The sequence below is a fragment of the Stenotrophomonas sp. YJH_SMC_64 genome, assembly GCF_059371375.1.
The window spans coordinates 96047-121559 of sequence record NZ_JCAFUN010000018.1; the positions used below are offsets into that span (position 1 = coordinate 96047).

25 protein-coding genes and 1 pseudogene are annotated in these 25513 nt (G+C 66.3%); 4 read left to right on the forward strand and 22 right to left on the reverse strand.

Annotated features, from left to right (window positions below; genetic code table 11):
• Positions 1-338: 338 nt before the first annotated feature.
• Positions 339-767 carry a PAS domain-containing protein gene (locus tag AC5P9L_RS18635; RefSeq protein WP_005409905.1) on the forward strand — a complete coding sequence of 143 codons (429 nt, stop codon included), beginning with the start codon at positions 339-341 and terminating at the stop codon, positions 765-767.
• On the forward strand, positions 764-2293 hold the full coding sequence (locus AC5P9L_RS18640; protein WP_227415358.1) for a diflavin oxidoreductase: 1530 nt from the start codon (positions 764-766) through the stop codon (positions 2291-2293). Before AC5P9L_RS18635 ends, AC5P9L_RS18640 begins: the two co-directional genes overlap by 4 nt.
• Before the next feature lie 297 nt (positions 2294-2590).
• Here the strand turns inward: AC5P9L_RS18640 and AC5P9L_RS18645 are convergent, their stop codons facing one another.
• The 19 genes from AC5P9L_RS18645 to moaA form a co-directional block, all read right to left on the reverse strand.
• Positions 2591-3259, reverse strand: a complete 669-nt coding sequence (locus AC5P9L_RS18645) for a sulfate/molybdate ABC transporter ATP-binding protein (protein WP_033835076.1) — start codon at positions 3257-3259, stop codon at positions 2591-2593.
• A complete protein-coding gene (gene modB, locus AC5P9L_RS18650) occupies positions 3249-3932 on the reverse strand; it encodes a molybdate ABC transporter permease subunit (RefSeq protein WP_005409908.1) in 684 nt (227 codons plus the stop codon). The genes AC5P9L_RS18645 and modB overlap by 11 nt, the downstream gene beginning before the upstream one ends.
• Before the next feature lie 3 nt (positions 3933-3935).
• On the reverse strand, positions 3936-4679 hold the full coding sequence (modA, locus tag AC5P9L_RS18655; protein WP_262101581.1) for a molybdate ABC transporter substrate-binding protein: 744 nt from the start codon (positions 4677-4679) through the stop codon (positions 3936-3938).
• A gap of 19 nt (positions 4680-4698) precedes the next feature.
• Entirely contained in the window at positions 4699-5475 is a 777-nt protein-coding gene (locus AC5P9L_RS18660) for a helix-turn-helix domain-containing protein (RefSeq protein WP_010485317.1), read from the reverse strand.
• A gap of 11 nt (positions 5476-5486) precedes the next feature.
• Positions 5487-6701 carry an oxygen-independent coproporphyrinogen III oxidase gene (locus AC5P9L_RS18665; RefSeq protein WP_044570336.1) on the reverse strand — a complete coding sequence of 405 codons (1215 nt, stop codon included), beginning with the start codon at positions 6699-6701 and terminating at the stop codon, positions 5487-5489.
• A gap of 194 nt (positions 6702-6895) precedes the next feature.
• On the reverse strand, positions 6896-8227 hold the full coding sequence (locus AC5P9L_RS18670; protein ID WP_262101579.1) for an MFS transporter: 1332 nt from the start codon (positions 8225-8227) through the stop codon (positions 6896-6898).
• A gap of 23 nt (positions 8228-8250) precedes the next feature.
• Positions 8251-9150: a peptidylprolyl isomerase gene (locus tag AC5P9L_RS18675; RefSeq protein WP_012480467.1), complete on the reverse strand. Its 900-nt coding sequence runs from the start codon at positions 9148-9150 to the stop codon at positions 8251-8253.
• Positions 9151-9153: 3 nt separating this feature from the next.
• Positions 9154-9861, reverse strand: a complete 708-nt coding sequence (gene narI / locus AC5P9L_RS18680) for a respiratory nitrate reductase subunit gamma (RefSeq protein WP_012480468.1) — start codon at positions 9859-9861, stop codon at positions 9154-9156.
• A complete protein-coding gene (narJ, locus tag AC5P9L_RS18685) occupies positions 9858-10538 on the reverse strand; it encodes a nitrate reductase molybdenum cofactor assembly chaperone (protein WP_049439032.1) in 681 nt (226 codons plus the stop codon). The genes narI and narJ overlap by 4 nt, the downstream gene beginning before the upstream one ends.
• Positions 10538-12082: a nitrate reductase subunit beta gene (gene narH, locus AC5P9L_RS18690; RefSeq protein ID WP_099523724.1), complete on the reverse strand. Its 1545-nt coding sequence runs from the start codon at positions 12080-12082 to the stop codon at positions 10538-10540. Before narH ends, narJ begins: the two co-directional genes overlap by 1 nt.
• On the reverse strand, positions 12082-15837 hold the full coding sequence (locus AC5P9L_RS18695) for a nitrate reductase subunit alpha (RefSeq protein ID WP_262101578.1): 3756 nt from the start codon (positions 15835-15837) through the stop codon (positions 12082-12084). The genes narH and AC5P9L_RS18695 overlap by 1 nt, the downstream gene beginning before the upstream one ends.
• A 72-nt stretch (positions 15838-15909) precedes the next feature.
• On the reverse strand, positions 15910-17328 hold the full coding sequence (locus AC5P9L_RS18700; protein WP_262101577.1) for a NarK family nitrate/nitrite MFS transporter: 1419 nt from the start codon (positions 17326-17328) through the stop codon (positions 15910-15912).
• Positions 17329-17473: 145 nt separating this feature from the next.
• Positions 17474-17839, reverse strand: a complete 366-nt coding sequence (locus tag AC5P9L_RS18705; RefSeq protein WP_012480473.1) for a DUF7009 family protein — start codon at positions 17837-17839, stop codon at positions 17474-17476.
• Positions 17836-18378 (reverse strand): molybdenum cofactor guanylyltransferase, encoded by a 543-nt coding sequence (gene mobA, locus AC5P9L_RS18710; RefSeq protein ID WP_012480474.1) that lies wholly within the window; start codon positions 18376-18378, stop codon positions 17836-17838. Before mobA ends, AC5P9L_RS18705 begins: the two co-directional genes overlap by 4 nt.
• A 108-nt stretch (positions 18379-18486) precedes the next feature.
• Complete coding sequence (locus tag AC5P9L_RS18715; protein ID WP_012480475.1) at positions 18487-18987, reverse strand: molybdenum cofactor biosynthesis protein MoaE; 501 nt, start codon at positions 18985-18987, stop codon at positions 18487-18489.
• 3 nt (positions 18988-18990) lie between these two features.
• On the reverse strand, positions 18991-19251 hold the full coding sequence (locus AC5P9L_RS18720) for a MoaD/ThiS family protein (protein ID WP_019337814.1): 261 nt from the start codon (positions 19249-19251) through the stop codon (positions 18991-18993).
• A complete protein-coding gene (locus AC5P9L_RS18725) occupies positions 19251-20504 on the reverse strand; it encodes a molybdopterin molybdotransferase MoeA (protein ID WP_062606550.1) in 1254 nt (417 codons plus the stop codon). Before AC5P9L_RS18725 ends, AC5P9L_RS18720 begins: the two co-directional genes overlap by 1 nt.
• Complete coding sequence (gene moaCB / locus AC5P9L_RS18730) at positions 20504-21499, reverse strand: bifunctional molybdenum cofactor biosynthesis protein MoaC/MoaB (RefSeq protein WP_043033279.1); 996 nt, start codon at positions 21497-21499, stop codon at positions 20504-20506. Before moaCB ends, AC5P9L_RS18725 begins: the two co-directional genes overlap by 1 nt.
• Positions 21500-21507: 8 nt before the next feature.
• Positions 21508-22488: a GTP 3',8-cyclase MoaA gene (moaA, locus tag AC5P9L_RS18735; RefSeq protein WP_062606552.1), complete on the reverse strand. Its 981-nt coding sequence runs from the start codon at positions 22486-22488 to the stop codon at positions 21508-21510.
• A 194-nt stretch (positions 22489-22682) separates the two neighbouring features.
• Between moaA and AC5P9L_RS18740 the strand changes: the two genes are divergently transcribed.
• Complete coding sequence (locus tag AC5P9L_RS18740; RefSeq protein ID WP_012480480.1) at positions 22683-23087, forward strand: hypothetical protein; 405 nt, start codon at positions 22683-22685, stop codon at positions 23085-23087.
• Here the strand turns inward: AC5P9L_RS18740 and AC5P9L_RS18745 are convergent.
• A complete protein-coding gene (locus AC5P9L_RS18745; protein ID WP_005416862.1) occupies positions 23081-23410 on the reverse strand; it encodes a hypothetical protein in 330 nt (109 codons plus the stop codon). The genes AC5P9L_RS18740 and AC5P9L_RS18745 overlap by 7 nt on opposite strands.
• Before the next feature lie 572 nt (positions 23411-23982).
• Here AC5P9L_RS18745 and AC5P9L_RS18750 point away from each other — a divergent pair.
• A complete protein-coding gene (locus AC5P9L_RS18750; RefSeq protein ID WP_044570359.1) occupies positions 23983-24357 on the forward strand; it encodes a hypothetical protein in 375 nt (124 codons plus the stop codon).
• Positions 24358-24402: 45 nt separating this feature from the next.
• Here the strand turns inward: AC5P9L_RS18750 and AC5P9L_RS18755 are convergent, their stop codons facing one another.
• Both AC5P9L_RS18755 and AC5P9L_RS18760 read right to left on the reverse strand, forming a co-directional pair.
• Positions 24403-24687 carry a DUF6984 family protein gene (locus AC5P9L_RS18755; protein ID WP_165711279.1) on the reverse strand — a complete coding sequence of 95 codons (285 nt, stop codon included), beginning with the start codon at positions 24685-24687 and terminating at the stop codon, positions 24403-24405.
• 566 nt (positions 24688-25253) lie between these two features.
• Positions 25254-25513: pseudogene (locus tag AC5P9L_RS18760) on the reverse strand (RHS repeat-associated core domain-containing protein); the annotation flags it as partial.

The window sequence follows — 25513 nt, forward strand, 5'->3', positions numbered from 1 at the left end:
GAGGCTCAGGACGACAATAGCCCTGCATGCGATCAATCAACCGTGAAGCCATGGCGATTTCTTTGTGACAACACGTCATGAGCTCAGTACACATGACATGCGCCCGCCTCCTGCCCGTGTCTCCTGCGATGGGGCCGAGCCCACGCCCGGCTGTTGGCAATCCCACGTGCCGCCTGAGCCGAGCTGGATTGGTCTTTAAGAGACTCACCCTGCGACACCCGGTCGCAGGCCTTCGCGCTACGCGCTTGACCAATGTCAAACCGCCCGCCGCCGCCCGGGCGTATTCCTATGCAGGACCCGAACACGCCGGCGCGGCCGGCATCCACAAGGACCCTGCGATGAGCTACACCCCCGACAACGCCCAGCTGCTGAACGCCATGCAGAACGTCATGGTGATCTCCACCACCGACCTGCAGGGCAACATCACCTACGCCAATGACCTGTTCTGCACGCTCACCGGCTTCGCCCGCGAAGAGCTGATCGGCCAGCCGCACAGCATCGTGCGCCACCCGGACGTGCCCAAGGCCGTATACAAGGACATGTGGGACACCATCAAGGCCGGCAAGACCTGGACCGGCATCGTGCCCAACCTCGGCAAGGGCGGCGTGCTCTACGTGGTCGACACCACCGTGCAGCCGCTGTTCGACGCAGACGGCAACATCACCTCCTACATCAGCATCCGCCGCGTGGTGAACGACCTGATGCAGAACTATGACCTGGTTGAGTTCAGCAAGGAAAAGTTCGACGACTTCTACGAGGCCGCGTGAACGCTCTCCCGACCAGTACGCCCTTCAGCCGTCTGCTGGTGGGTTTCGCGTCCGAGTCGGGCAACGCCCGCGCCCTGGCCCAGCGCCTGGGCGCGGAACTGCAGCCGCATGGGCCGCAGGTGCTCCCGTTCAACGACATCGACGTAGCCAGTCTCGGCCAAGGCGATGTGCTGCTGGCGATCTCCAGTTCCTTCGGTGACGGCGAGCCGCCAGCCAATGGCGAGCAGTTCTTCGAAACGCTGCGCCGGATCCCGACGCTGAGCGGCCTGCGCTATGCAGTGTTCGGGCTCGGTGATACCGGCTACCCGAGCTTCTGCGGCTTCACCAAGGCGCTGGATGCCGCGCTGAGCGAGCGCCAGGCGCAGCCACTGCTGCGCCGCGTGGATGCCGACCTGGGCTACGAGCAGTTCTTCCAGCAATGGCAGCCGGTGCTTGGCCAGGTGCTGAACGGCAACCTCAGCGCTGGCCAGGATCTGCACCTGCAGGTCACCGCTTATGGCGAAGACAATGCCTTTGCCGCTCCCATCCTCGAACGCCGCCGCTTGAACAGCAGCGACCCGGCGGCGTGGCACCTGCAGTTGGACATTGCCGGCAGTGGCATGGCCTACCGCGCGGGTGACACCCTGCACGTGGTACCCGAGAACGACCCTGCCTTGCTGCAGGCATTGGCTACCTGGTACGGCGACACCGCCGCCGTGGCCGCCCTGCACGACCGCGAGCTGCGCCTGCTGAGCAAGGGCGTGCTGCGCGAACTGGCCAAGCTCGGCAGTAGTGAGGTACTGAAGGGCCTGTTGAAGGTCAGCCAGAAGCGCGAGCTGGAAGCCTACCTGCACGGCCTGGACCTGCTGGACGTGCTGCAGGACCACGCCACGCCGGACAGCGTGCCGCTGGCCCGACTGCGTGAACTGCTGTCACCGCGGCTGCCGCGTGCCTATTCCATCGCCTCGCACCCGTGCGACGACCAGCTGAGCCTGTGCGTGCGCGAAGTACGCTACACCCTGCGCGGCCGCGAGCGCTTCGGCACCGCCACCGGCAGCCTGCTGCATGGCGGCGAGCACGCCCGTGTGTACTGCCGCTCCAACCCTGGCTTCCACCTGCCCGATACCGGCCAGGCGCCGCTGCTGCTGGTCGGCACCGGCACCGGCATCGCACCGCTGATGGGCCTGATGCAGGAGCTGCAGGCCAACGGCTGCGAACGCGAGGTGCACCTGGTGTTTGGCGAGAAGCACCGCCAGCACGATTACCTGTATCGCGACCAGCTGCAGGACTGGCACGCGCGTGGCGTGCTGGCCGGCCTGCATACCGCGTTCTCGCGCGATGGCGCTGAAAAGATCTATGTGCAGCATGTGCTGCAGCAGCGCGCCAGCGAAGTGCGCGACGTCCTGGCCCGCGGCGGGCACCTGTACCTGTGCGGCAACAAGCGCCATCTGGAAAGCGCGGTGCGCGAGGCCATCGATGCCATTGGTGGCGAAGGGCGCTGGGACGCGCTGCGCGGTGAAGGCCGCACGCACTGTGAGCTGTATTGATCGGTACCACTGGACTGCACGAATCCTGGACCGGTAGAGCCGGCCGCTGGCCGGCTGCCCAGTACTCATTGGTTGCCGGCCAGCGGCCGGCACTACCAGAACATGTAGCCAATCATCGCCTGTGCATCACGGTAGAGCCGGCCGCTGGCCGGCATTACCAGAATATGTAGCCAACCATCGCCCGTGCATCACGGTAGAGCCGGCCGCTGGCCGGCTGCCCAGTATCCCTTGGTTGCCGGCCAGCGGCCGGCACTACCATCAGATGTGACCCACCGTCGCCGGTGGGTCCATCACGGGTCAACCGCCGACGATGCGACCATCCACCATGCGCGCCACCTGCTGACCGAACATCGCCACGTCCTGTGGATCGTGGCTGATCAACAGCAGCGGAATGCCGGTCTTGTCCAGCACGGTCTCCAGCTCCTGGCGCAGGTGCTGGCGCAGGTCATGGTCCAGTGCGGAGAACGGCTCATCCAGCAGCAGCGCTTGCGGCTGCGTCACCAGGGCGCGCGCCAATGCAGTGCGCTGGCGCTGGCCACCGGAGACCTGCGACGGCAGCAGATCGCCCACCGTGTCGATGCGGAATGCGTGCAGCCACTGCTCCACCGCATCGAAACGCTGGCCGACCCGCGGATTCAACCAGCCCTTCTGCAGCCCGAACGCCACGTTCTGGCGCACGCTCAGGTGCGGGAACAACGCGTAATCCTGGAACACGTAGCCCAGCCGGCGGCGCTGCGGCGGCAGATCCACAGCGGTGGCCGCGTCGAACAGGGTCTGCCCCTGCAGGCGCACATGGCCCTGGCCCGGCCGCAGCAGCCCGGCCACCGCCTTCAGGGTCAGGCTCTTGCCGGCGCCTGAAGGTCCGAACAGCACCACCTGGCGCTGCGTGCACTGCAGCGATACGTCCAACACGAAATCCTGGCCGGCCGCCTGCAGGCGGCGCCGCACCTGCAGGTCAAGCCACATCGCGCAGCTCCCGCCGACGCCCGCCCACCAGCCGCGCTGCCAGCAACAGGATCACGATGCACACCACCGAAGTCAGGATCACCAGCGCATTGGCCTTGCCATCCTGGCCGGCCTGCACCGCCTCGTAGATGGCGATCGACAGCGTCTGCGTGCGTCCCGGAATGCTGCCGGCCACCATCAATGTCGCGCCAAACTCACCCATCGCGCGTGCGAAGGCCAGCAGCAGGCCGGCAAGAATGCCGCGCCACGCCAGCGGCAGCGTGACGCGGAAGAACACCGCTGCTTCGGACACTCCAAGCGTGCGCGCGGCCTGCTCCAGCTGCCCGTCCACTTCTTCGAACGCCGCGCGTGCCGGCTTGAACACCAGCGGCAGCGAAGCCACCGCCGCGGCGATCACCGCGGCCTGCCAGGTGAACACCAGGTTGATGCCGAACCACGACTGCAGCCACGCGCCGATCGGGCCGTTGCGGCCGATCAGCACCAGCAGGTAATAGCCCAGCACCGTCGGTGGCAGCACCATCGGCAGGGTCAGCAGCGAATCCAGCAGCTCGCGGCCGGGAAAGCGCCGCCGCGCCAGCAGCGCGCCCAGTGCCACGCCCAGCACCAGATTGATCGCGGTGGCCCAGCCGGCCACCTTCAGCGACAACCCCAGTGCGCTCCAGTCCAGATCCATGCGTCAGGGCTTGCCGAACCCGTGCTTGGCCAGGATCGCCTGGCCCGGCGCCGAACGCACGAAGGCGGTGAAGCGCCTGGCTTCGGCCGACTGCGCGCTGGCCTTGGTCACCGCCAGCGGATAAGCAATGCGCCCCGCCACCGGAACCGCGAAGGCGCGGCGCACCCGGTCGGGCATCGCCTGTGCATCTGTGGCATAGACGAAGCCCGCATCCACTTCACCGCGCGCCACGTAATCCAGCGACTGGCGCACGTTCTGCGTCGTGATGATCCTGCCCTGCACCGACGGCCACAGGCCCGCCGCTTCCAGCGCGCCCTTGGCATAGCGGCCGACCGGCACGCTGTCCGGGTTGCCCAGCGCAACGCGCCGCACACCGGCACCAGCCAGGTCCTTCAAGGTGCGCGGCGCGGCCTTGGCCTGCGGTGGCACCACCACCCACAGCGCGTTCACCGCGAACACCTCGCGGGTACCGGCCGCCAGCAGGTCCTGCTGCTGGGCCTGGTCCATCGTGGTTTCATCGGCCGACGCGAACACATCCACCGGTGCGCCACGGCTGATCTGCTGCAGCAGCACGCCGGATGCGGCGAAGTTGAAATCGACCCTGACACCCGGGTGCGCCCTCTCATACGCCGCGCCCAGCTCGCGGAAGCTCTCGGTCAGGCTCGAAGCCGCCGACACCGTCAGGTCGGCCGCCCAGGCCGGCACCGTAGCCAGCAGTCCCAGCAACAACAGTCCAGCTCGCTTCATCGTCGGCTCCCGGCCAGGTTCAGTTCGGATCGGATTCGTCGGCCACCGCCAGCGCTGCCAGGCGCTCGGGCTGCAGCAACAGGATCTCGCGCTGCTTCACCGCAATGATCCCATCATCGCTCAGGCGGCGCAGCACGCGGCTGGCGGTTTCCGGCGCCATCCGCAGGTAATTGGCGATCTCGGTACGCGCCATCGTCAGGTTGAAGCGCGTGGCGGAGAAACCGCGCCGCGCGTAGCGCTCGGACATGTCCAGCAGGAACGCGGCCATGCGTTCTTCGGTACGGTGGTTGGCGGCCAGGGTCGCGACCTTGCCGATCTCCGCACTGAGCAGGCTGAACAGCTTGGCCTGCAGCCCCGGCATGCGGGTCGCCAACAGGCTGAGCTTGGGGAACGAGATGCGGCACAGGTGCACGGTGTCCAGCGCCACCGCATTGCAGGGGAAGCGCGAACCGTGGATCGCGTTGAGGCCGATCACTTCGCCCGGCAGGCTGAAGCCCAGCACCTGCTCGTTGCCCTGGCTGTCATCGACGAAGGTCTTGACCATGCCCGCGCGCACCGCAGCAATCGAATCGAACGATTCGCCGGCGCGGAAGATGTAGTCACCTGCATGGAACGGACCGACATGGTCGACCAGCACGTGCAGGTCGCCCAGTGCGGTCTTGTCGTAACCCTGCGACATGCATGCGTCGGAGAACGCGCAGGTGCTGCAGAAGTGCAGTGCGTCGCCATCATCGGCGGCGGCGGGGTTGGGTGTGGCCCGGCCGAGACGGCCCTGCGAAGGCGGAATTGAAGACATCGGGGCAAGACTCAAGCGATGGCGGCCGCCGGCCGGAAGCATGCGGCCATCATACGCCACAGCAGGCGCCCTTCTTCGGCCAGGCGCAGCACGCGCGCATCCCACTGCGCCCAGCCGCGTGCCAGCAGCGGCGACAACGCGGGCAGCTGTTCGGCGAAACATTCCTCGAACGGTTCATCGTTGCGCCACTCGAAGGCAGCCGCATCGAGGGCGTGGTCACAGGCGATGCTCTGCGCCACTTCGGCCACCAACCGCTCGTCCTCGGACAGGATCAGCCCGGCGGAGACTCCCATGTGACCCGCCAGCAGCCGCGCACGCCATTCGCCCAGTTCGTCCTCCAGCCGGTAGAACACCTCGCCGATCTGGCTGCAGGCAGACAGGCCAAGCCCGATGAAATCACTGCGGTCGCGGCGTGGCACGCTGGCAAGATCGCAATGGCGCTGGCCATCGCCCGGACCGTGCGGGTTCGGCAGATCGCCGCGCTGATAGTGATCGCCACCAATCGGTTCGTAACCCGCAGCGCGCAGCAGGCGCCAGGCCTGCAGCCAATGGACGGCCGAGGGGTATTCTGGCAGCGCACACGGCGCCGGCAGCAGGATGCGCTCCGGTGCCTCGGCCAGCACCTCGTGCAGCCGTTCAATGAAGCCAGCGTCCTCGCTGCCGGGTACCCGCAACTGGTAGTAGCGCGCGGTGAAGCCCACCTGTCGCGCCTGTGCCAGCAGGGTCGGCCCCGGTGCATCGGCGCGATCGATCACGTTCAAACGGGTGCAGCCCACCGCACGCAGCTGCGCCGGCGCCAGCGCGCTGCCTGCGTCCAGCCGCACCTCCACCTGGGGCCGCGCCACGGTGCGCAGGTGCTGCGGCACCGCATCCAGCAGCTGGCCGAGCTGCGGCGGCGGCAACGTCTCGGCCAGCCCCAGCTGCAGTACCATCGCCACCACTTCACGGTCCTCGGCCAGCACGTCGGCCTGCAGCCGCAGCGCCAGCAGCAAGGTGTCCAGATAGGCCTGCGGCGGCACACCGCGCCCGCCACGACCGACCTGGAAGCCGAGCGTCAAGCCGCGTGGGATCAGGTGCTCATTGCTGGCGCGCATGGCAGCGCGCCAGCCGCTTTCGCCAAAACCAGTACTGAACTGGTCAGCCGGCGGAAACAGCACGTGCCGCGGTTGCCGCAGCAATGCAGCCTGCAGCGCAGTGTCCTCGCTCTCGTCAACGTGGAAGCTCATGGCAGACATCTTCGGGCGTTCCTCTTCGCGTGGCCCTGATTGAAATCAAGCGTGGCGCATCTGGCGGTTGCTGCCGGCCAGCGTCCGGCACTACCCCTTCACCCACCATTTGGTAGTGCCGGCCGCTGGCCGGCAGCACCCTCCACCCATCGCGCACCGTTCTGGTAGTGCCGGCCGCTGGCCGGCAAACACCTTCACCCACCGCGCACCCGCTCGGCGGCGGCCGCATCGATGGCTTCGGGCAGGTCGGTTTCGCGGTCGATCTGCGGGAAGTGGCGGCGTTCCATACGGCGGATCGCGAAGTGCATCCAGGCCAGTGCAGCGGCCACCAGCACGAACAGCAGCATGAAGCAGCTGCTCCAGATGCCCACCGCATCGTTCAATGCACCGAACACGATCGGCAGGATGAAGCCACCCAGGCCACCGATCATGCCAACCACGCCGCCCACGGCACCCACGTGCTTGGGGTAGTACACCGGGATGTGCTTGTAGACCGCGGCCTTGCCCAGCGACATGAAGAAGCCCAGCACGAACACCAGCACGGTGAACATCACCACGTCGATGGCCAGATGGAAGTGGATCGGGCCATGGATGCCCTTCACCACATACTCGGTATCCGGGTAGGCCAGCAGGAAGGTGCAGATGGCCGACACGCCGAAGGTCCAGTACATCACCCGGCGCGCCCCCATCCGGTCCGACATCCAGCCACCGACCACGCGGAACAGGCTGGCCGGGATCGAATAGCACGCCGCCAGCATGCCGGCGTGGCCCACGTCCATGCCATAGGCGCCCACCAGGTAGTGCGGCAGCCACAGCGCCAGCGCCACGAAGCCACCGAACACGAAGAAGTAGTACAGCGAGAACCGCCACACCTGCAGGTTCTTCAGTGGCGCCATCTGCTCGGCGAACGGCACCGGCTTCACGCCTTCGCGACGGCGCTGCTCCAGCGACGGATCTTCCTTGCTGAAGAGGAAGAACAGCACCGCCGTGACGGCCAGCGCGACGGCCCAGACCTTGGCGACCATGGTCCAGCCGGCCGCCACCATCACCAGCGGCGCCAGCAGCTTGGTCACCACCGAGCCGATGTTGCCAGCACCGAAGATGCCCAGTGCGGTGCCCTGCTTGCTGGCCGGGAACCACTTCGAGACGTAGGCCACGCCCACCGAGAAGTTGCCGCCGGCGATACCCACGCACAGCGCGGCAATCAGGAACTGGGTGTAGGTCTGGGCATAGGTCAGCATCCAGGTGGCCACTGCGCCACACAGCATCACCAGCACCATCACCTTGCGGCCACCGAACTGGTCGGACCATATGCCGAGGAAGACCCGGCTGACCGAACCGGTCAGTACCGGCGTGGCGATCAACAGGCCGAACTGGGTGTCATTCAAGCCGAGCTGTTGACTGATCTGGATGCCGATGATCGAAAAGATCATCCACACCGCAAAGCACACGGTGAAGGCGAACGTGCTCAGCCACAGCGCACGTTGCTGCTGCCCGGCACTGGCGGGGGCAAGGGCCTGGTGCATGAATTCTCCTCGTTCAAGGGGGTTCAGCCGATATCCGCTTCGGCTTCGATCTCATCCAGCCCGCGCACCGGGTAGCGTTCCTGCAGCTGCAGCAGGTAGGCCTGCACTTCACGCTGGCGTACCTGCAGCTCCAGGTAGTCACGCAGCTGCGGCAGCACCGCCTCGAACGGCTGCGGCTGGCCTTCCTCGCGTGCATCGACGCAGACCACGTGGTAGCCCCAGCGCGATTCCACCGGGAAACCGGCCAGGCCCTCGCGCAGGCGGAACACCTGGCGGTCGAACTCCGGCGTGGTCTGCCCACGCTGCAGCCAGCCCAGGTCGCCGCCCTCGCTGCTGGATGGGCAACGCGAATGGCGCAGGGCGAAATCGGCGAACAGGTGCGGCGACTCTTTCAGCAGCCCGACCAGCCGCTCGCCCTCGGTACGTGCGGCGAAGCGCCCAGCCACGTCGTCGGCCGGCGCGGCCAGCAGGATATGGCGCAGACGCACGCGGTCGGGGGAGCGGAAGCGCTCCGGGTTCTGCTCGAAGTACCGGCGGCAGTCTTCATCACTCGGTACGCGGTCTTTGATCGCATCTTCCAGCAGCTGTTGGATCAGCACTTCCTCGTCGCTTACTCGGTTGCCCTCCGGCGCCTGCAGCCCAAGCCGCTGCGCTTCCAGGCGCAGCAGCTCGCGCACCACCAGTGCACGTGCCGCTTCGGCACGAGACTGCTCCGGGCGCATCGCCCGGTGGTGCTGCATCTCGCGGGCGATGTCGGCCTCGCTGATCGCGGTCTCGTCCACGAACAGCCGGCACGGTGCCGGCTGCCCGAGCGAGCGCGGCCCCTGCGCTGCCGCGTCATGGTGGTGCGAATGCGCCTCGGCGGGAACCGGCGCAGCGGAGTCGATCACGGTGATCGGCAGGAATTTCGGCAGGCTGCCCATGACTTACTCCCGCGGACCGTAGCGCAGCGTGGCCTGGCGGCGGCGCACCACCTGGTACGGCCTCCACAGGTAGCTGATCGGAATGCTCCACACGTGCACCAGGCGCGTGAACGGCGCGATCAGGAACAGGGTCAGGCCCAGGAAGATATGCATCTTGTAGACCCAGCTGACGCCCTCGATGTAGTCGGCGGCACCGGCACGGAAGGTCACGATGTGCTGTGCCCACTCGGCCAGCTGCACCATCACCCCGCCGTCCAGGTGGCCGGACGAGATGCGGATGCTGTACAGGCCCAGGCACAGCTGGGCGAACAGCAACACCAGCACCAGGGTATCACCGAAGCTGCCGGTGGCCCGCACGCGCGCGTTGAACAGGCGGCGCACCAGCAGGATGCTGATGCCGATGAAGCACAGTGCGCCGAACACACCACCGACCACCATCGCCAGCATCTGCTTCTGCGAGGAGGTGATGAAGTGCTCGTACACCGCGTGCGGGGTCAGCAGGCCGACCAGGTGGCCACCGAGGATGGCCAGGATGCCGATGTGGAAGCAGTTGCTGCCGATCCGCATGCCCTTGTCCGACAGCATCTGGCTGGAGCCGGTGCGCCAGGTATACATGGCCCTGTCATAGCGGGCCCAGCTGCCGATCAGCAGCACCGCCACGGCGATGTACGGGTAGTACTGGAAGGCGAATTGATGCAGGGAGTAACTCATGGCTGGACCTCTCGATGCGAAGGACGGGCCGGCGAACGCACGGGCGGCTTGCAGTCTTCGGCAGGAGCTTCGGCGCCGAAGCGCACCGCCTCCTCCTCCCACAAACGGTCCATGGCCTCGGCGGTATCGTCGCGGACTTCCTCGCTGGCACGCTGGCGCAGCGCCTGCAGATCGGCCTTGCCGTCACCGGCTTCGACCAGGATCTCGAACAGCACCCGGTGCGGCAGCTCCCGCTCGGCGGCACGCGCCGCCAGCATCCCGGCGATATGGCCGATGTGGTGCAGCCACTCGCGGGCCTCGCTGCCTGGGCGATGGGCCAGGAACTCCAGCAGCAGCGGCAGGTAATCCGGCAGCTCGCGTGCATCCAGTTCGAAGCCGTTGCGGCGGTAGGTTTCGACCAGATCGACCATGGCCTGGCCACGGTCCCGCGACTCGCCATGGATGTGTTCGAACAGCAGCAGGCTCATCGAACGGCCGCGGTCGAAACTGGCCAGCCACGCCGCCTGCGCATCCAGCGCATCGGTGGCCAGCAGCTGCTGCACGAAGCTGCGCAGCTGCTGGCGGCGGGCGGCGTTCAGCGCCGGGTCGTCACAGGCGGCGAGCAGTTCCTCGCCGTGCTCCCACAGTTCTTCGCGGGGGTAGTCCAGCAATACCCCGACCAGCTTGAGCACGCTCATCACACCACCTCCTTGCGGCGGTGGTTCGGGCCCTTGTCCACCACGAAGGTGGTGGTCTTGCGCTGGCCGAACAGGTCGGCCGGGCTGTCACCATTGCAGCCGTTGCCGAAGGTGAAGCCGCAGCCGCCGCGCTCGCCGAAGGCGTCGTTGGCGTACTCGCGGTGGCCGGTCGGAATCACGAAACGGTCCTCGTAGTTGGCGATGGCCAGGTAGCGGTACATCTCTTCCACCTGGGCGATGCTCAGCCCGGTCTGTTCCAGCACCGCAGTGTCTTCCACGCCGTCCACGTTCCTGGCCCGGCGCCAGGCACGCATGGCCATCAGCCGCTCCAGCGCGCGTACCACCGGCGCCTCGTCACCGGCCGTCAGCAGGTTGGCCAGGTAGCGCATCGGAATGCGCAGCGACGCCACGTCCGGCAGCTCGCCGCTCATGCCCACGCGGCCACGTTCGGCGGCGGACTGGATCGGCGACAGCGGCGGTACGTACCAGACCATCGGCAGCGTGCGGTATTCCGGGTGCAGCGGCAGCGCCAGCTTCCAGTCGATCGCCAGCTTGTACACCGGCGACTGCTTGGCCGCATCCAACCAGCTGTCCGGAATGCCCTCCTTGCGCGCGGCGGCGATCACCGCCGGATCGTTCGGGTCCAGGAAGATGTTCAGGTGGGCCTGGTACAGGTCCTTCTCGGCGGCCACCGAAGCGGCCTCGGCGATGCGGTCGGCGTCGTACAGCATCACGCCCAGGTAGCGGATGCGGCCCACGCAGGTTTCCGAGCACACGGTCGGCTCACCCATCTCGATGCGCGGGTAGCAGAAGATGCACTTCTCCGACTTGCCGCTCTTCCAGTTGTAATAGATCTTCTTGTACGGGCAGGCCGACACGCACATGCGCCAGCCGCGGCACTTGTCCTGGTCGATCAGCACGATGCCGTCTTCCTCGCGCTTGTAGATCGCGCCCGAGGGGCACGCCGACACGCACGCCGGGTTCAGGCAATGCTCGCACAGGCGCGGCAGGTACATCATGAAGGTCTTCTCGAAGGCGCCGTAGATCTCCTTCTGCACCTGGTCGAAGTTGTAGTCGCGCGATCGCTTGCTGAACTCCGAACCGAGGATCTCCTCCCAGTTCGGGCCCCACTCGATCTTCTGCATGCGCTCGCCACTGATCAGCGAACGCGGCCGCGCGGTGGGCTGGTGCTGGCTGTCCTTGGCGGTGTGCAGGTTCTGGTAGTCGAAATCGAACGGCTCGTAGTAGTCGTCGATCTGCGGCAGGTCCGGGTTGGCGAAGATCTTGGCCAGCATGCGCCAGCGGCCACCCGCGCGTGGCACCAGCTTGCCGCTGCCGGTGCGCACCCAGCCACCGTTCCACTTCTCCTGGTTTTCCCATTCCTTCGGGTAGCCGATGCCCGGCTTGGTTTCCACGTTGTTGAACCAGGCGTACTCGACGCCCTCGCGCGAAGTCCAGACGTTCTTGCAGGTGATCGAGCAGGTATGGCAGCCGATGCACTTGTCCAGGTTCAGCACCATCGCGATCTGTGCACGGACCTTCATCACACCACCTCCTTGCTGGCCGATGCCGAAGCACCAGCGGGCTGCTCATCGTCCAACCAATCGATCTTGTCCATCTTGCGTACGATCACGAACTCGTCGCGGTTGGTACCGCAGGTGCCGTAGTAGTTGAAGCCATAGGCCAGCTGCGCGTAGCCGCCGATCATGTGGGTCGGCTTGAGCACGATGCGGGTCACCGAGTTGTGGATGCCGCCGCGGGTGCCGGAAATCTCCGAGCCCGGCACGTTGATGATGCGTTCCTGGGCGTGGTACATCATCGCCATGCCCGGCATCACGCGCTGGCTGACCACCGCACGCGCGGCGATCGCACCGTTGACGTTGAACAGCTCGATCCAGTCGTTGTCGACGATGCCGGCGCTGCGCGCGTCGTCCTCGCTGATCCACACGATCGGGCCACCGCGCGACAGTGTCTGCATGATCAGGTTGTCGCTGTAGGTGCTGTGGATGCCCCACTTCTGGTGCGGGGTGATCCAGTTCAGCACGATCTCCTTGTTGCCGTTCGGGCGCTGGTTCAGCAGCGGCTCCACCGTGCGCGTGTTGACCGGCGGCCGGTAGCTCATGAAGGCCTCGCCGAAGTCGATCATCCACTCATGGTCCTGGTAGAACTGCTGGCGACCGGTCACCGTGCGCCACGGAATCAGCTCATGCACGTTGGTATAGCCGGCGTTGTAGCTGACGTTGTCGTCTTCCAGGCCCGACCAGATAGGCGAAGAGATGATCTTGCGCGGCTGCGCCTGGATGTCACGGAAGCGGATCGCCTCGTGTTCCTTGCCCACCGCCAGATGCGTATGCTCGCGACCGGTGAAGGTGCCCAGCGATTCCCACGCCTTCACTGCCACGTGGCCGTTGGTTTCCGGCGCCAGGTGCAGGATCACTTCGGCCGCGTCGATTGCGGTCGAGATGGCCGGACGGCCCTGGCTTACACCCTCTTCGTGCACGGTGTGGTTCAACTTGCCGAGGAACTCCACCTCGTGCTTGGTGTCCCAGCTCATTCCCTTGCCGCCGTTGCCCTGCTTGTCCAGCAGCGGGCCGAGCGAGGTGAACTTGCGGTACAGGTTCGGGTAGTCACGCTCCACCACCGTCATCGACGGCATGGTCTGGCCCGGAATGGCCTCGCACTCGCCCTTCTTCCAGTCGGCCACGCCGAACGGCATGCCCAGCTCGTTGGGGGTGTCGTGCAGGGTCGGCACCAGCACCAGGTCCTTCTCCACACCCAGCACGCCCGGCGCCATCTCGCTCACGGTGCGGGCCACCTCCTTGAAGATGTCCCAGTCACTGCGCGATTCCCAGGCCGGGTCCACCGCCTTCGACAGCGGGTGGATGAAGGGGTGCATGTCCGAAGTGTTGAGGTCGTCCTTCTCGTACCAGGTTGCCGTCGGCAGCACGATGTCCGAGTACAGCGCGGTGGTGCACATGCGGAAGTCGAGCGTGACCAGCAGGTCCAGCTTGCCTTCCGGCGCCTCGTCGCGCCACTTCACCTCCTGCGGTTTCACTGCGCCCATTTCGCCCAGGTCCTTGCCCTGCAGCCCGTGGCGCGTACCCAGCAGGTGCCGCAGCATGTACTCATGGCCCTTGCCCGAGGAACCGAGCAGGTTCGAGCGCCAGATGAACATCATGCGCGGGTGGTTCTGGCTGGCGTCGGGGTCGGCGAAGGCGAAGTCCAGCGAGCCGTCCTTGAACTTGCCCAGCGCGTAGTCAGCCGGGGCTACGCCGGCCGCTTCGGCCTCGCGTACCAGCTGCAGCGGGTTGCGGTCCAGCTGCGGGGTGCTCGGCAGCCAGCCCATGCGCACCGCGCGCAGGTTCAGGTCGGCCAGGCTGCCGCCGTACTTGCTGGCATCGGCAAGCGGCGACAGCAGCTCGTCCACCTGCAGCTTCTCGTAGCGCCACTGCCCGGTGTTGAAGTAGAAGAACGAGGTGCCGTTCATGTGGCGCGGCGGCTTGCTCCAGTCGAGGCCGAACGCCAACGGCTGCCAGCCGGTCTGCGGGCGCAGCTTTTCCTGGCCCACGTAATGCGCCCAGCCGCCACCGGTCTGGCCCACGCAACCGCACATGATCAGCATGTTGATCAGGCCGCGGTAGTTCATGTCGTTGTGGAACCAGTGGTTCATGCCCGCGCCGACGATGATCATCGATCGGCCGTGGGTCTTGTCGGCGGTACGCGCGAACTCTCGCGCGATCTCGATCACCTCGGCGCGCGACACGCCGGTGATGCGCTCCTGCCACGCCGGCGTGCCCGGCACCATGTCATCGAAGCTCGATGCCACGTTGCCGCCGCCAAAGCCACGGTCAACGCCATACTGGGCCAGCAGCAGGTCGTAGACCGTGGCCACCAGCGTCTCGCCGCCATCGGCCGTGGCCAGCCGGCGCACCGGAATGTTGCGGTCCAGTACTTCTTCGGCCGGTGCAGCGGTCCAGCCGTCGCTTTCAATGCCACCGAAGTACGGGAAGCTCACCGCCTCGATGCCGTCGTTGGCATCGGACAAGCTCAGGCGCAGGCGTGTGTCGGCGCCATTGCTTGCCTTCTCTTCGATGTTCCAGCGGCCCTTCTCACCCCAGCGGAAACCGATCGAGCCATTGGGCACCACGATCTGGCCGCTGTTCTCGTCGTAGGCCAGGGTCTTCCAGTCCGGGTTGTTGGCTTCACCCAGCCCGCCCAGCTCACTGGCACGCAGGAAGCGGCCCGCCACCAGGCGGCCATCGTCGCGACGCTCCAGACGCACCAGCATCGGCATGTCCGAGTACTGGCGGCAGTAGTCCTGGAAATACTGCGAGGGCGAATCGACATGGAACTCGCGCAGGATCACATGGCCGAACGCAAAGGCCAGCGCCGCGTCGGTGCCCTGCTTGGGGTGCAGCCAGTGGTCGGTCAGCTTGGCCAGCTCGGAATAGTCCGGGCAGATCGCCACCGTCTTGGTGCCGTTGTAGCGCGCCTCGGTGAAGAAATGTGCATCGGGCGTACGCGTCTGCGGCACGTTCGAGCCCCAGGCGATGATGTAGCGACTGTTGTACCAGTCGGCCGATTCGGGCACGTCGGTCTGCTCGCCCCAGATCTGCGGCGAGGCCGGCGGCAGGTCGCAGTACCAGTCGTAGAAGGACAGGCAGGCGCCACCCAGCAGCGACAAATATCGCGCACCGGCGGCGTAGGACACCATCGACATCGCCGGAATCGGCGAGAACCCGACCACGCGGTCCGGGCCGTACTGCTTCACCGTATACAGGTTGGAGGCGGCGATGATCTCGTTGGCCTCTTCCCACTGCAGGCGCACGAAGCCACCCATGCCGCGGCGGGTCTTGTACGAACGCGCCTTCTCCTTGTCCTCCACGATGCTGGCCCAGGCATCGACCGGGGCCTTGCTCTTGCGTGCTTCGCGCCACAGGCGCAGCAGCGTGCCGCGGATCAGCGGGTACTTCAGCCGGTTGGCGCTGTACAGGTACCAGGAATAGCTGGCGCCACGCGGGCAGCCACGCGGTTCATGGTTGGGCAGGTCCGGGCGCGTGCGCGGGTAGTCGGTCTGCTGGGTTTCCCAGGTGACCAGGCCGTTCTTGACGTAGATCTTCCAGCTGCAGGAGCCGGTGCAGTTCACGCCGTGGGTGGATCGTACGATCTTGTCGTACTGCCAGCGGGCGCGGTAACTGTTTTCCCAGTCGCGGCCCTCGCTCTTGGCAAAACCATGGCCATCGGCAAAGGTCTGGGGGTCACGCTTGAAGAACTGCAAGCGATCGAGGAAATAACTCATCGGGGATCTCCCTTTGCGGACATCGGCATCGTGGCTGTGTGTGTCATCTGGCTGCGGTGCGTTTTCATGTCGTCAGCAGGGTGTCTCGGCACCGCGCCGGTAGTACCACCACCAGGTCACGGCCAGGCAGGTGACATAGAAAACAACGAACCCGTACAGCGCCATGTCGGGGCTGCCGGTCAACGTAATGGACGAGCCGTAGCTCTTGGGAATGAAGAAACCGCCGTAGGCACCGATCGCACCGGAGAAACCGACCACCGCAGCCGATTCGATGCTGGCCTGGTGTGCGGCCGTGGCCTTGCCCTCGGCGTTGTCGTTGGCCGACCAGCGCTCATGCAGGGTGCGGAAGATCACCGGGATCATGCGGAAGGTGGTGCCGTTGCCGATGCCACTGAGCACGAACAGCGCCATGAAGCTGAGCAGGAAGCCGTAGAAGTTGCCGGCCTGGCCATCGCTGGGCAGGAAGTGCAGCACGCCGAACACCGCCGCGATCATCAGCGCGAACACCCAGAAGGTCAGGCGTGCGCCGCCCCAGCGGTCGGCCATGCTGCCACCCACCGAGCGCATCAGTGCGCCCAGCAGCGGGCCGATGAAGGCGTAGGCCAGCGGGTTCACGTCCGGGAACTGGCTCTTCACCAGCATCGGGAAGCCGGCCGAGAAACCGATGTAGGAACCGAAGGTGCCGATGTACAACCAGCACATCAGCCAGTTGTGCTTGCGGCGGAAGATCACCGCCTGCTCGGAGAACGACGAGCGGGCGCTGGTCAGGTCGTTCATGCCGAACCAGGCCGCGATGGCGCACAGCGCGATGGCCGGCACCCAGATGAAGCCGGCGTTCTGCAGGAACAGCGGCGCGCCCCCCTCCACTGCAGGCTGCGGTGCACCACCCAGCGCACCGAACACGCCCACGGTGATGACCAGCGGAATCACCGCCTGCGCCACCGACACGCCCACATTGCCCAGGCCGGCGTTCAGGCCCAGCGCCAGGCCCTGCTTCTGCTTGGGATAGAAGAAGGAGATGTTGGACATCGACGACGAGAAGTTCGCGCCACCGAAGCCACACAGGATCGCGATGGCCACGAACACCCAGTACGGGGTGGCCGGGTCCTGCACCGCAAAGCCGAGCCAGAGCGTCGGCGCCAGCAGCGAGGCGGTGGACAGCGCGGTCCAGCGGCGGCCGCCGAAGATCGGGATCACGAACGAATAGAAGATGCGCAGGGTCGCGCCGGACAGGCTGGGCAGCGCCACCAGCCAGAACAGCTGGTCGGTGCTGAAGTTGAAACCGATCTTCGGCAGGCTGATCGACACCGCCGAGAACAGCACCCAGACCGAGAAGGCCAGCAGAAGCGAGGGGATCGAGATGACCAGGTTGCGGGTGGCGACCCGCTTGCCGGTGCGCTCCCAATAGCCGGGGTCCTCCGGCGTCCAGTCGCTGATGACGCGACCGGGACTGGCAGTGCTGCGGACAACAGGATCGCTACCGACGGTCATACATGGCTCCAAGGCTGTGGAATGACGTGGGTACTGCGTTTCAAGTTGTAACCCGTCGTCATGCAGCCATTAGGCCGTGCAGCACGGACGACGGGGTTGATCTGGATCAATCAAGGGCCGGTTTCCACCCTGCCCCTGACAAATGTCAAACCGATGAAGCGGTGCTGCGGCGGGTCACCCCGCGCTGGCGCACGCTGTCGCGCACGTCCACATCGAACTGCAGCTGAAGCTGGCTTCCATCTTCCAGGGCAATGTCGAATGGCAGGCCATCGCGGCACGGCAGCCGCGCCGCCAAGGCCTCGACGGCCGAGCGCGGCAGTACCAGGCGGCAGAAGGTGCCTCCGTCGAGCAGTACCGGTTGATCGCCGCCATGCAGCGACACCGCCATGCCCCAGCCTTCGATACCGCCGAAGCGGGTCATGTTCTCGACCGTTTCACCGGCCAGCAGGCGCGCCAGCTCGGCCTCGTCCAGGCGAAGCCGTACCGATTGGTCCTGCAACTGCACTTTCATGACGCAACATCCTCCCATTGTTCGGGGGTATTGCAGTTGACCAGCCCGGCCTCGTCAACCGGCGCCAGCGCCACGGAATTCACGCCAAGACGACGCTGCAGGGCCTGCAGCGAGCGCGGACCGTCCGGGTCGCCCAGCATCGATTCAAGTACGTTGCGACAAGCATCGTCTATATCCACCAGCATGGGCAGGGGATGGCCGGCAAAGATCGTGCATGGACCGCGATGGCCGTCACGCAATTGCTGCAGCAATCGCGGCGGCAGCAGCGGCGTATCCACCGGCACCACCCAGGCCGGGCCATCGGGCATGCGCATCGCCACGCTGTAGAGCCCGCCCAGCGGCCCGCAACGTGCCACGCGGTCCGGCACGCCGCCGAACGCCGGGTAATTTCCGCTGACCCAGACCTCGCGTGCGCCAGCCTGCATCAACAGGCCCCGCATGTGTTCCAGCAAGGTCCGCCCCTGCCACGGCAGCAGCGCCTTGTCGCGGCCCATCCGGGTGGACAGGCCGCCGGCCAGCACGATGCCGTTGACGCTCATCGCCGTAGAGCCACGCCATGCGTGGCTGCGCCGGCCGGGTGCTCGGGAAAGGCCTCATCCACGCATGGCGTGGATCTACTGAACCCCGCGCCGCCCTGAAGGGTGGGGTCAATGCCCGTGGTCGTGCGCATGATCATGGGCATGGGCGGGTTCGCTGTCCGCATGGCACAGGCTGCAACCCTCGCTCCACTCGCTGTCGCCGTCCTCGTAGTGCTCCTGCTTCCAGATCGGGCACTGGTGCTTGACCACCTCGATCAACTGCCGGCACGCGCGGAACGCTTCGTCGCGGTGCGGGCTGCCCGCGGCCACCACCACCGCCACATCGCCGATGCCCAACCGGCCCTTGGCGTGGGCCACATACAGCTTCAGCTTCGGACCGAACGCCGCCTCGACCTCGGCGGCCAGGCGCTTGAACTCGTTCAGCACCAGCGGCTCGAACAGGTCGTAGGTGATCCCGGTCACCAGCCGGCCGATGTTGACGTCGCGCACCTTGCCGATGAACACGTCGATGCCGCCGAAGCCCGGATCAGAGACCGCAGCAATGCCCTCGGCTGGATCGATCGCCGCCTGCGCGCGGTCCACCACCTTCGCGATGATCTTCTCGCTCATCGCTCAGCCCCCGCTCACTGGTGGCAGGATCGCCACGCGGCCATCGTCGGGCAGCGCCTCGTGGTCGCGCAGCACGCGTTGCTGGTCGGCGAACGCCGAGTAGTCCAGCAGGCCGGCACGGAAACCCGGCCAACGCAGCGGCAGCAGCTCGCGCAGCGCCTGGCGCAGATCGGCCACGGTGCCACCGGCCACATCCACGGCGATCTCGCGGCTGGCATCCAGATCGGAAAACGCACCGAACAACTGCAGATTCACCTGTTTCATCATGACTCCTGGCTCACCAGCTGCACCGGTTCGTGGTGACCCCAGCCCTGCACGCGCACGTAGGTGCCAGCGCTGGCCAGGTCTCCCTCGGCCTCCAGCACCACCCAGGCGTTGGCCTGCAGCATGGACATCAAACGGAACGACTCCTGCCCGGACAGCACGCGCGCACTCAGGCGTCCCTGTCCGTCCATTTCCACCCGCGCACGCGCGTGGAAGCGCAGGCCCGGCGGCTTGCGCACGTCGGCCTGCAGCGGCAGCTGCAACATGAGCTCCGGCGCCAGCCCCAGCAGGCGGCGCAGTACCGGCTCAACGAAGAAGCGCTGGCCCACCGCAGCCGACACCGGGTTGCCGGGCAGGCCGAAATACAGCGCGCCATTGGGCAGCACCGCAAACAGCAGCGGCTTGCCGGGGCGGATCGCCACCTTGTGGAACACGATGCGCGCACCCCGGCCGCGCAGCGCGTCGGGAATGAAATCGTAGCGGCCGGCCGACACCGCGCCGGTGCTGATCAACAGCTGCGCACCCGCGTCCAGCGCTGCATCCAGTACCGCGTTGAACGCGGCCACGTCGTCGCCCACCGTGCCCTGCCAGACCACCTCGGCACCGGCGGCCTGCAGGCGGCCGACCAGGTACGGCCGGTTGCTGTCACGGATCTGACCGGATTCCAGCGTCTGCGCCGCCTCGGTCACCAGTTCCTTGCCGGTGGCGATCACCGCCGCCTTCGGCCGTGCCACCACCGCCACCTCGCCCACGCCGATGGCATGCAGCAGGGTGCGCGCGTTGATGTCCAGCAACTGCCCGGCCCGCAGCACGCGCTCGCCGTCGCTCACATCCTCGCCGCGCAGGCGCACGTTCTGGCCCGGCTTCACCGATGTCTTCAGGGCGATGCGGGCCGGGCGGCCGTCCTCGCTGGCGAGGATCTCCACATTCTCGACCGGCACCACCGTATCCAGCCCAACCGGCATGCGCGCACCGGTCATGATTTCCCAGGCACCCTCGCCGCCTTCGGCGCCAGCATCGCCGGCCGCCTGCCAACCCTGCACGGCAAATTCGGTACCGGCCTCGAACGCCGTGCCGTTGGCGCGCAGCGCGAAGCCGTCCATCGCCGAATTGTCGAACGGCGGCAGCGACTGCGCGCTGTGGATGTCACGGGCCAGCGTGCGGCCCGCGGCCTCATGCAGCGGCAGATGCTCGGCCGGCAGCGGCTTGGCCGCGTCCAGCAGGTGCTGCAAGGCATCGCTGTAGGCAATCATCAGTGGCCATCCCCCTCGACCATCGCCAGGGCATGGCCCAGTACCGGCGCCAGGATATCCAGGCACTGCGCCGCCGCCTTCGGGCTGCCGGGCAATGCGAACACCAGCATGTTGCCCAGCTGTACCACCTCGGCGCGGCTCAGCCAGGCCATCGGCGTGTGCTGCGCACTCAGGGCCCGCACCATCTGCGCCAGGCCATGCACGGGCCGCGCGTTCAAGGAACGCAGCGCCTCCGGGGTCAGGTCACGCGGGCCCAGCCCGGTACCACCGGTACACAGGCACAGGCGCACGCCCTCGGCAGCCAAGGCCTGCAGGCGGCCCGCCAACGGCTCGATGCCATCGGGCAGCACTTCGGCGGCCACTACGTCGCCACCCAGCTTTCTCAGGCCGGTCACCAGGGTCGGGCCGGACACATCCTCATAAGTGCCTTCGCTGGCGCGATCGCTCAGCGTAATCACCGCGCAGGCCGCACCCTCCAACCCCTTAGGTGCACGTGGGTTGAAACGCACGCGCTCGGCCTCGTCCATGCCATCCGGGTGCAGCCAGACCCCGCGCTTGCCGCCTTCCTTGAACAGCAGGCGGATGCCTTCGATGCGCAGTGCCGGTTCCACTGGCTTGCTCAGGTCGTACAGGGTCAGCAACGCCGCGTTGACACCAGCCAGCGCCTCCATCTCGACGCCGGTGCGTGCCTCGCTGGCGCACTCGCACCACACGCGGATCGCCTGCCGCTCCGGCACCGGTGCGCAGAACACCTGCACCAGTTCCAGCGGCAGCGGATGGCACAGCGGCATCAGCATCGACGCCATCTTGGCGCCCTGCAGGCCGGCAATCTCGGCCATCACCAGCGCATCGCCTTTGGGCAGGCGGCGCTCGACGATCAGCGGATAGGCCACTGGACCGGCATGCAGCTCGCCCACCGCCACCGCACGGCGGCGGCTGATGCGCTTGTTACGGACATCGGCCATGTGGAAGGCCGCATTCAATTCCCCACTCATCGTGTTGCTCATCCTCCGATGGAGGCCAGGTGCGGGGTCAGCCCGGTCTGGCCCTGGTGCAGTCCATGCCCGGCCGCTTTCAGGCCAAGCTGTGTGGTGATGCGTGCCAGCAGCGCGTCGTGGTCCTCATCGCGCTGCAGCAGCGGGCGCAGCGGTACGCCGAACTCGCCGAACAGGCACAGCCGCAAGTCGCCCTTGGCGGTCACCCGCAGGCGGTTGCAGCCCTTGCAGAAGTCACGCGAATACGGGGCAATGATGCCGATGCTGCCGCGATGGTCGGGGTGGCCGAACTCGCGCGCCGGGCCGGCGTCGGCCGCGCGCGGCCGCTCGTGCCAGCCAGCGGCCAGCAGCTGCTCGATCACCACGTCGGCACGCAGGTGGTGGCGCTGGAAATAGGCTTCGTTGTCGCCGGTGCGCATCAGTTCGATGAAGCGCACGCTGAAGGGGCGGTCACGCAGGTAGTCCATCCACTGCGGCAGCTCGTCGTCGTTCAGGCCACGCAGCAGCACCGCGTTGAGCTTGATCGCCGGCAGGCCCAACGCCTGCGCCAGGGCCAGGCCCTGTTCGATCTCCGGCAGGCGGTCGTGCCCGGTGATGGTCTTGAAGCGTTCGCGCTGCAGGCTGTCCATGCTCACGTTCAGCGCAGTCAGGCCGGCCCGGTGCCACCCCGGCAGGCGCCGCGGCAGCAACGTGCCGTTGGTGGTGATGGCCACCTTGCGGATGCCCGGCACCGCCGCAACCGTGGCGATGATCTCGTCCAGGTCCTTGCGCAGGCTGGGCTCACCGCCGGTCAGGCGGATCTTGCTCATGCCCAGCGCCGCGAAGGCCCGCACCAGGCGGCCGATCTCATCCACCTGCAGGAAACGCGGGCGGCCGTCGGCCTGGTACCCGTCGGGCAGGCAGTAGCTGCACCGGAAGTTGCAGGCTTCGGTCAACGACAGGCGCAGGTACGGAAAGCTGCGTCCGAAACCGTCGGTGAGTTGGCTCATGGCTGGTCCACCTTGTTGCTCCACCGTCTTGCCTGTGCCCGGAACGGCCCGGATACCCTCGCCTGCTGGAACGATTGCCAGAGTACGCGGCCTTCAGTTCCATGGGCATGACTTAAATCAATCGCGTTCGGCCCCGCGCGGCAGGCGTTGTGGCAGCATGCGGCTTTCCGTGCAGCGGGCGTGTGACAACCCTCATGATGATGAACGATTTCCAGCAACTGCTGCATGCCGCCGGCGAGCAGGCTGAACCGCAACGCCTGCTGTTCGTATTCGTGCGCGCCGAGCTGCCCGAATCGCCCACCGGTGACCAGCGCGACCGGCATGACCGCCGCGAGGGCGGCACCCTGTCGCCGGTGCTGTGCGTGGACAAGCTGCCAGCCGAGGTGCCCAGCTTCCAGGCGCTGGCGACCGAATCGACCACCACCGGCATCGACTGGGACCTGGTGTTCGTGGCGGCGCTGGATGGCAGAGGCGGTTTCGCACCCAACAGCGACGAAGCCGCGCGCCCGCTGAAGCTGATGGTCAACGCCATCCATGACGGTCAGATCGGCCGCTTCGCCGCCTTCGACCGTGGCGGCGAGCCCGTTCAGTTCTATTGAGCCACCAGCTGCAGGGTCAGGAAGAAGATCACCAGCACGGTGTTCAGCCCCCAGGCCACGGTCAACCCGCGCGCGGCCACGCCCAGGTTGGGGTTGTGCGCGGTGGGCGCCGCCCGCCAGACCGCCGGGATGATCCAACCGGTATAGAGCAGCAGCACGGCAAATACCCCCAACAGCAGCGTGGTGCGCTGGTTGGCCAGCGCCCACAGGGCTACCGCCCACAGAATGTTGCTGGGAATGACGCCCTGCAGCCAGAACACACTCCACAGGCGGGAACGGCCCTGGGTGTCGGGGGTGGGGTGCAGCGAAGCGGTCGCGGTCATAAGTCTCCTTCTGTTTAGGAAACGTGCTGAACAAGCCTGCGCTTGGTGGCTGGGAACGTCAACCCGAGTCGCACGTCACGCTTTGACGCTTGTAGAGGCGGGCCATGCTCGACTCAGGCCCTTCCCTTCAGAGCCTGTCGTCATCGCCCCTCCCCCCTTGTTCCCTAACGCCCCCCAACCTCGACACCTGTCGCAGATTGCACGGTGCGGGCGGACCGCCGCGCCAGCTAGCGCTGGCGGTGCTTAACAGCGTGGGAGAATGCCGAAAGCGTCTCCAATCGAGTGATGTTTGCAACTGTTCTGATTGGCATTGCACAGCGCCAGGGGCTCAGATGGCGTGCCACCGGAAAAGGGTGGCCGGGTTTCGAATCCCGAGTTGGTCCTGAGTGATTGCGCTTGCCAGTCGGCGTCCACATTCCGTGGCGCCGGCTGGCAATCCGTCTGCCGGCTATGGCGGGCGGTGCGTGGGGGCGTTCGCGCCCACCGGCTTGGGACCAACCCGGATTCGAACCACGTACCGCCCGCCACTTTTATGGGTGGCGGCTACCGATTGCCCTGCACGGAGCCTTGCCATGAACGAATCGGACTTCCCGCATCTGCACGCCTACCGCAGCACCGCCGGCGACGACGGCTCGCCACAGGCTGCGCCAACAGTGGACAGGAACACCTTCATTGCCAATCTCCACCGCATCGGCTCCGGTGCGGCGGCTGATGGGCAGCCGTGGCCGGAGCGGCATCAGCTGCCCGGCCGCTGCCTGGCCCTGGCAGATGCCGATTGCGCGTTGAGCGGATTGCGGGTGGTGCTGGAGATGCTGCTGGCGGCCGAACGCACCCGGCAGAATGGCGAACCGGAAGAGTACGTGGGCGATCGGGTGATGGAGGGGTTGGTCATGGCCTGCCAGTCGTTGTGCGCGCAGGCGGTGGGGCGGTTGCAGCCCGAAGGGTGAAGGCGATGCGCAATGCCCTTCAGCTTGGATCGCTTTCAGCAGGCGTCAGTGCTCGCTGAAAGCGCTCCTCAGATCGACGCCGATGATCGGCGAGAAGTCCACCTTCCACAGCTCCAGCTCGAAGAGCTGATCCTGATTGTCAAGGCACAAGGTGACCCTCACCGGCACGCCGTCGGCATCGGCAAGCATGGCCGTGGCAATGTCACTTCCGAAGACCTGGGTCGTGCTGGACAGGAACACCACGCCCCCGAATCCGACGACCTCCACGTTCTCCACCTGGACGCTGGTGGTGTTGCCCGCTGCGTCATGGCTGCGTACCTCGCCATCCACCGCAGCCAAGCGATGGCTGGTTGGGGGAAAGGTGTAGCTGGCGGTGCCTGCCGAAGTGGTCAGCGGGGTGCGATTACCGGTGGAGTCACAATTCTCAAGCCCCCTCCTCGAAGAGAGGGCCGAGAAGGCGCGCTACTCTTGTGATCTACCAGCCAAATGCTGCTTTCTCCTCAAGGCAACCAGAAAGAAGGCTGCCGCAGCCAGGAACGCGCCACACGCATCCCAGACTCGGTCAAGCCACAGCATCAAGGCCGAAAGTGCTAGCCAAATCCCAGAAAATGTAAGAAGCCACCCGCGTGTCAGTTTCATAGGGCTCACTGCAGAGTTTGAATTCCAGCCATAGCGCAGACTATAGCTGCTCCAACCTCATAGCTCGCCAGCGCTCCTCCTCCCACTGTTGCAACACCGGCAACAAAGGGCACTTCAACAAACAATATCAGAACGGATGCACTAGACACCGGCAAAGTCAACCATGTCGGAGGCTGAACGTAAGACATGCATGACTTGAAGTACTTGCCATATGTCTTTTGATGAATGGACGCATCAGAACCATTATCGTCTTCGCACAATCCCAGAGAATCGGACTGTGAAATAGGATTCCCACCAACATACGCAAAGCTTGCAATCCCCCAAAGTAGTCCAATGCGATCACTCTGCGAATACCGCCCCACTGCAGAGACGTATTCCGCTGATAGTTGTAGAACAACCCACTCGCATCCGTCGCCTGCTGGCCCGGGAAGCGCAACGCAAGCTCGAACGCCACACCATCCCCATCAGGATCGGCACTCGGAATCTGGTTGCCGAACACTTCGCTCTTGTTGCTCCA

Bases quoted from the DNA above. Each gene is read 5' to 3' on its own strand.
- AC5P9L_RS18635 (WP_005409905.1), top strand. From the start codon at position 339: ATGAGCTACACCCCCGACAACGCCCAGCTGCTGAACGCCATGCAGAAC.
- AC5P9L_RS18645 (WP_033835076.1), bottom strand. From the start codon at position 3,259: ATGTGGCTTGACCTGCAGGTGCGGCGCCGCCTGCAGGCGGCCGGCCAG.
- modB (WP_005409908.1), bottom strand. From the start codon at position 3,932: ATGGATCTGGACTGGAGCGCACTGGGGTTGTCGCTGAAGGTGGCCGGC.
- modA (WP_262101581.1), bottom strand. From the start codon at position 4,679: ATGAAGCGAGCTGGACTGTTGTTGCTGGGACTGCTGGCTACGGTGCCG.
- AC5P9L_RS18660 (WP_010485317.1), bottom strand. From the start codon at position 5,475: ATGTCTTCAATTCCGCCTTCGCAGGGCCGTCTCGGCCGGGCCACACCC.
- AC5P9L_RS18665 (WP_044570336.1), bottom strand. From the start codon at position 6,701: ATGAGCTTCCACGTTGACGAGAGCGAGGACACTGCGCTGCAGGCTGCA.
- AC5P9L_RS18670 (WP_262101579.1), bottom strand. From the start codon at position 8,227: ATGCACCAGGCCCTTGCCCCCGCCAGTGCCGGGCAGCAGCAACGTGCG.
- AC5P9L_RS18675 (WP_012480467.1), bottom strand. From the start codon at position 9,150: ATGGGCAGCCTGCCGAAATTCCTGCCGATCACCGTGATCGACTCCGCT.
- narI (WP_012480468.1), bottom strand. From the start codon at position 9,861: ATGAGTTACTCCCTGCATCAATTCGCCTTCCAGTACTACCCGTACATC.
- narJ (WP_049439032.1), bottom strand. From the start codon at position 10,538: ATGAGCGTGCTCAAGCTGGTCGGGGTATTGCTGGACTACCCCCGCGAA.
- narH (WP_099523724.1), bottom strand. From the start codon at position 12,082: ATGAAGGTCCGTGCACAGATCGCGATGGTGCTGAACCTGGACAAGTGC.
- AC5P9L_RS18695 (WP_262101578.1), bottom strand. From the start codon at position 15,837: ATGAGTTATTTCCTCGATCGCTTGCAGTTCTTCAAGCGTGACCCCCAG.
- AC5P9L_RS18700 (WP_262101577.1), bottom strand. From the start codon at position 17,328: ATGACCGTCGGTAGCGATCCTGTTGTCCGCAGCACTGCCAGTCCCGGT.
- AC5P9L_RS18705 (WP_012480473.1), bottom strand. From the start codon at position 17,839: ATGAAAGTGCAGTTGCAGGACCAATCGGTACGGCTTCGCCTGGACGAG.
- mobA (WP_012480474.1), bottom strand. From the start codon at position 18,378: ATGAGCGTCAACGGCATCGTGCTGGCCGGCGGCCTGTCCACCCGGATG.
- AC5P9L_RS18715 (WP_012480475.1), bottom strand. From the start codon at position 18,987: ATGAGCGAGAAGATCATCGCGAAGGTGGTGGACCGCGCGCAGGCGGCG.
- AC5P9L_RS18720 (WP_019337814.1), bottom strand. From the start codon at position 19,251: ATGAAACAGGTGAATCTGCAGTTGTTCGGTGCGTTTTCCGATCTGGAT.
- AC5P9L_RS18725 (WP_062606550.1), bottom strand. From the start codon at position 20,504: ATGATTGCCTACAGCGATGCCTTGCAGCACCTGCTGGACGCGGCCAAG.
- moaCB (WP_043033279.1), bottom strand. From the start codon at position 21,499: ATGAGTGGGGAATTGAATGCGGCCTTCCACATGGCCGATGTCCGTAAC.
- moaA (WP_062606552.1), bottom strand. From the start codon at position 22,488: ATGAGCCAACTCACCGACGGTTTCGGACGCAGCTTTCCGTACCTGCGC.
- AC5P9L_RS18740 (WP_012480480.1), top strand. From the start codon at position 22,683: ATGATGATGAACGATTTCCAGCAACTGCTGCATGCCGCCGGCGAGCAG.
- AC5P9L_RS18745 (WP_005416862.1), bottom strand. From the start codon at position 23,410: ATGACCGCGACCGCTTCGCTGCACCCCACCCCCGACACCCAGGGCCGT.
- AC5P9L_RS18750 (WP_044570359.1), top strand. From the start codon at position 23,983: ATGAACGAATCGGACTTCCCGCATCTGCACGCCTACCGCAGCACCGCC.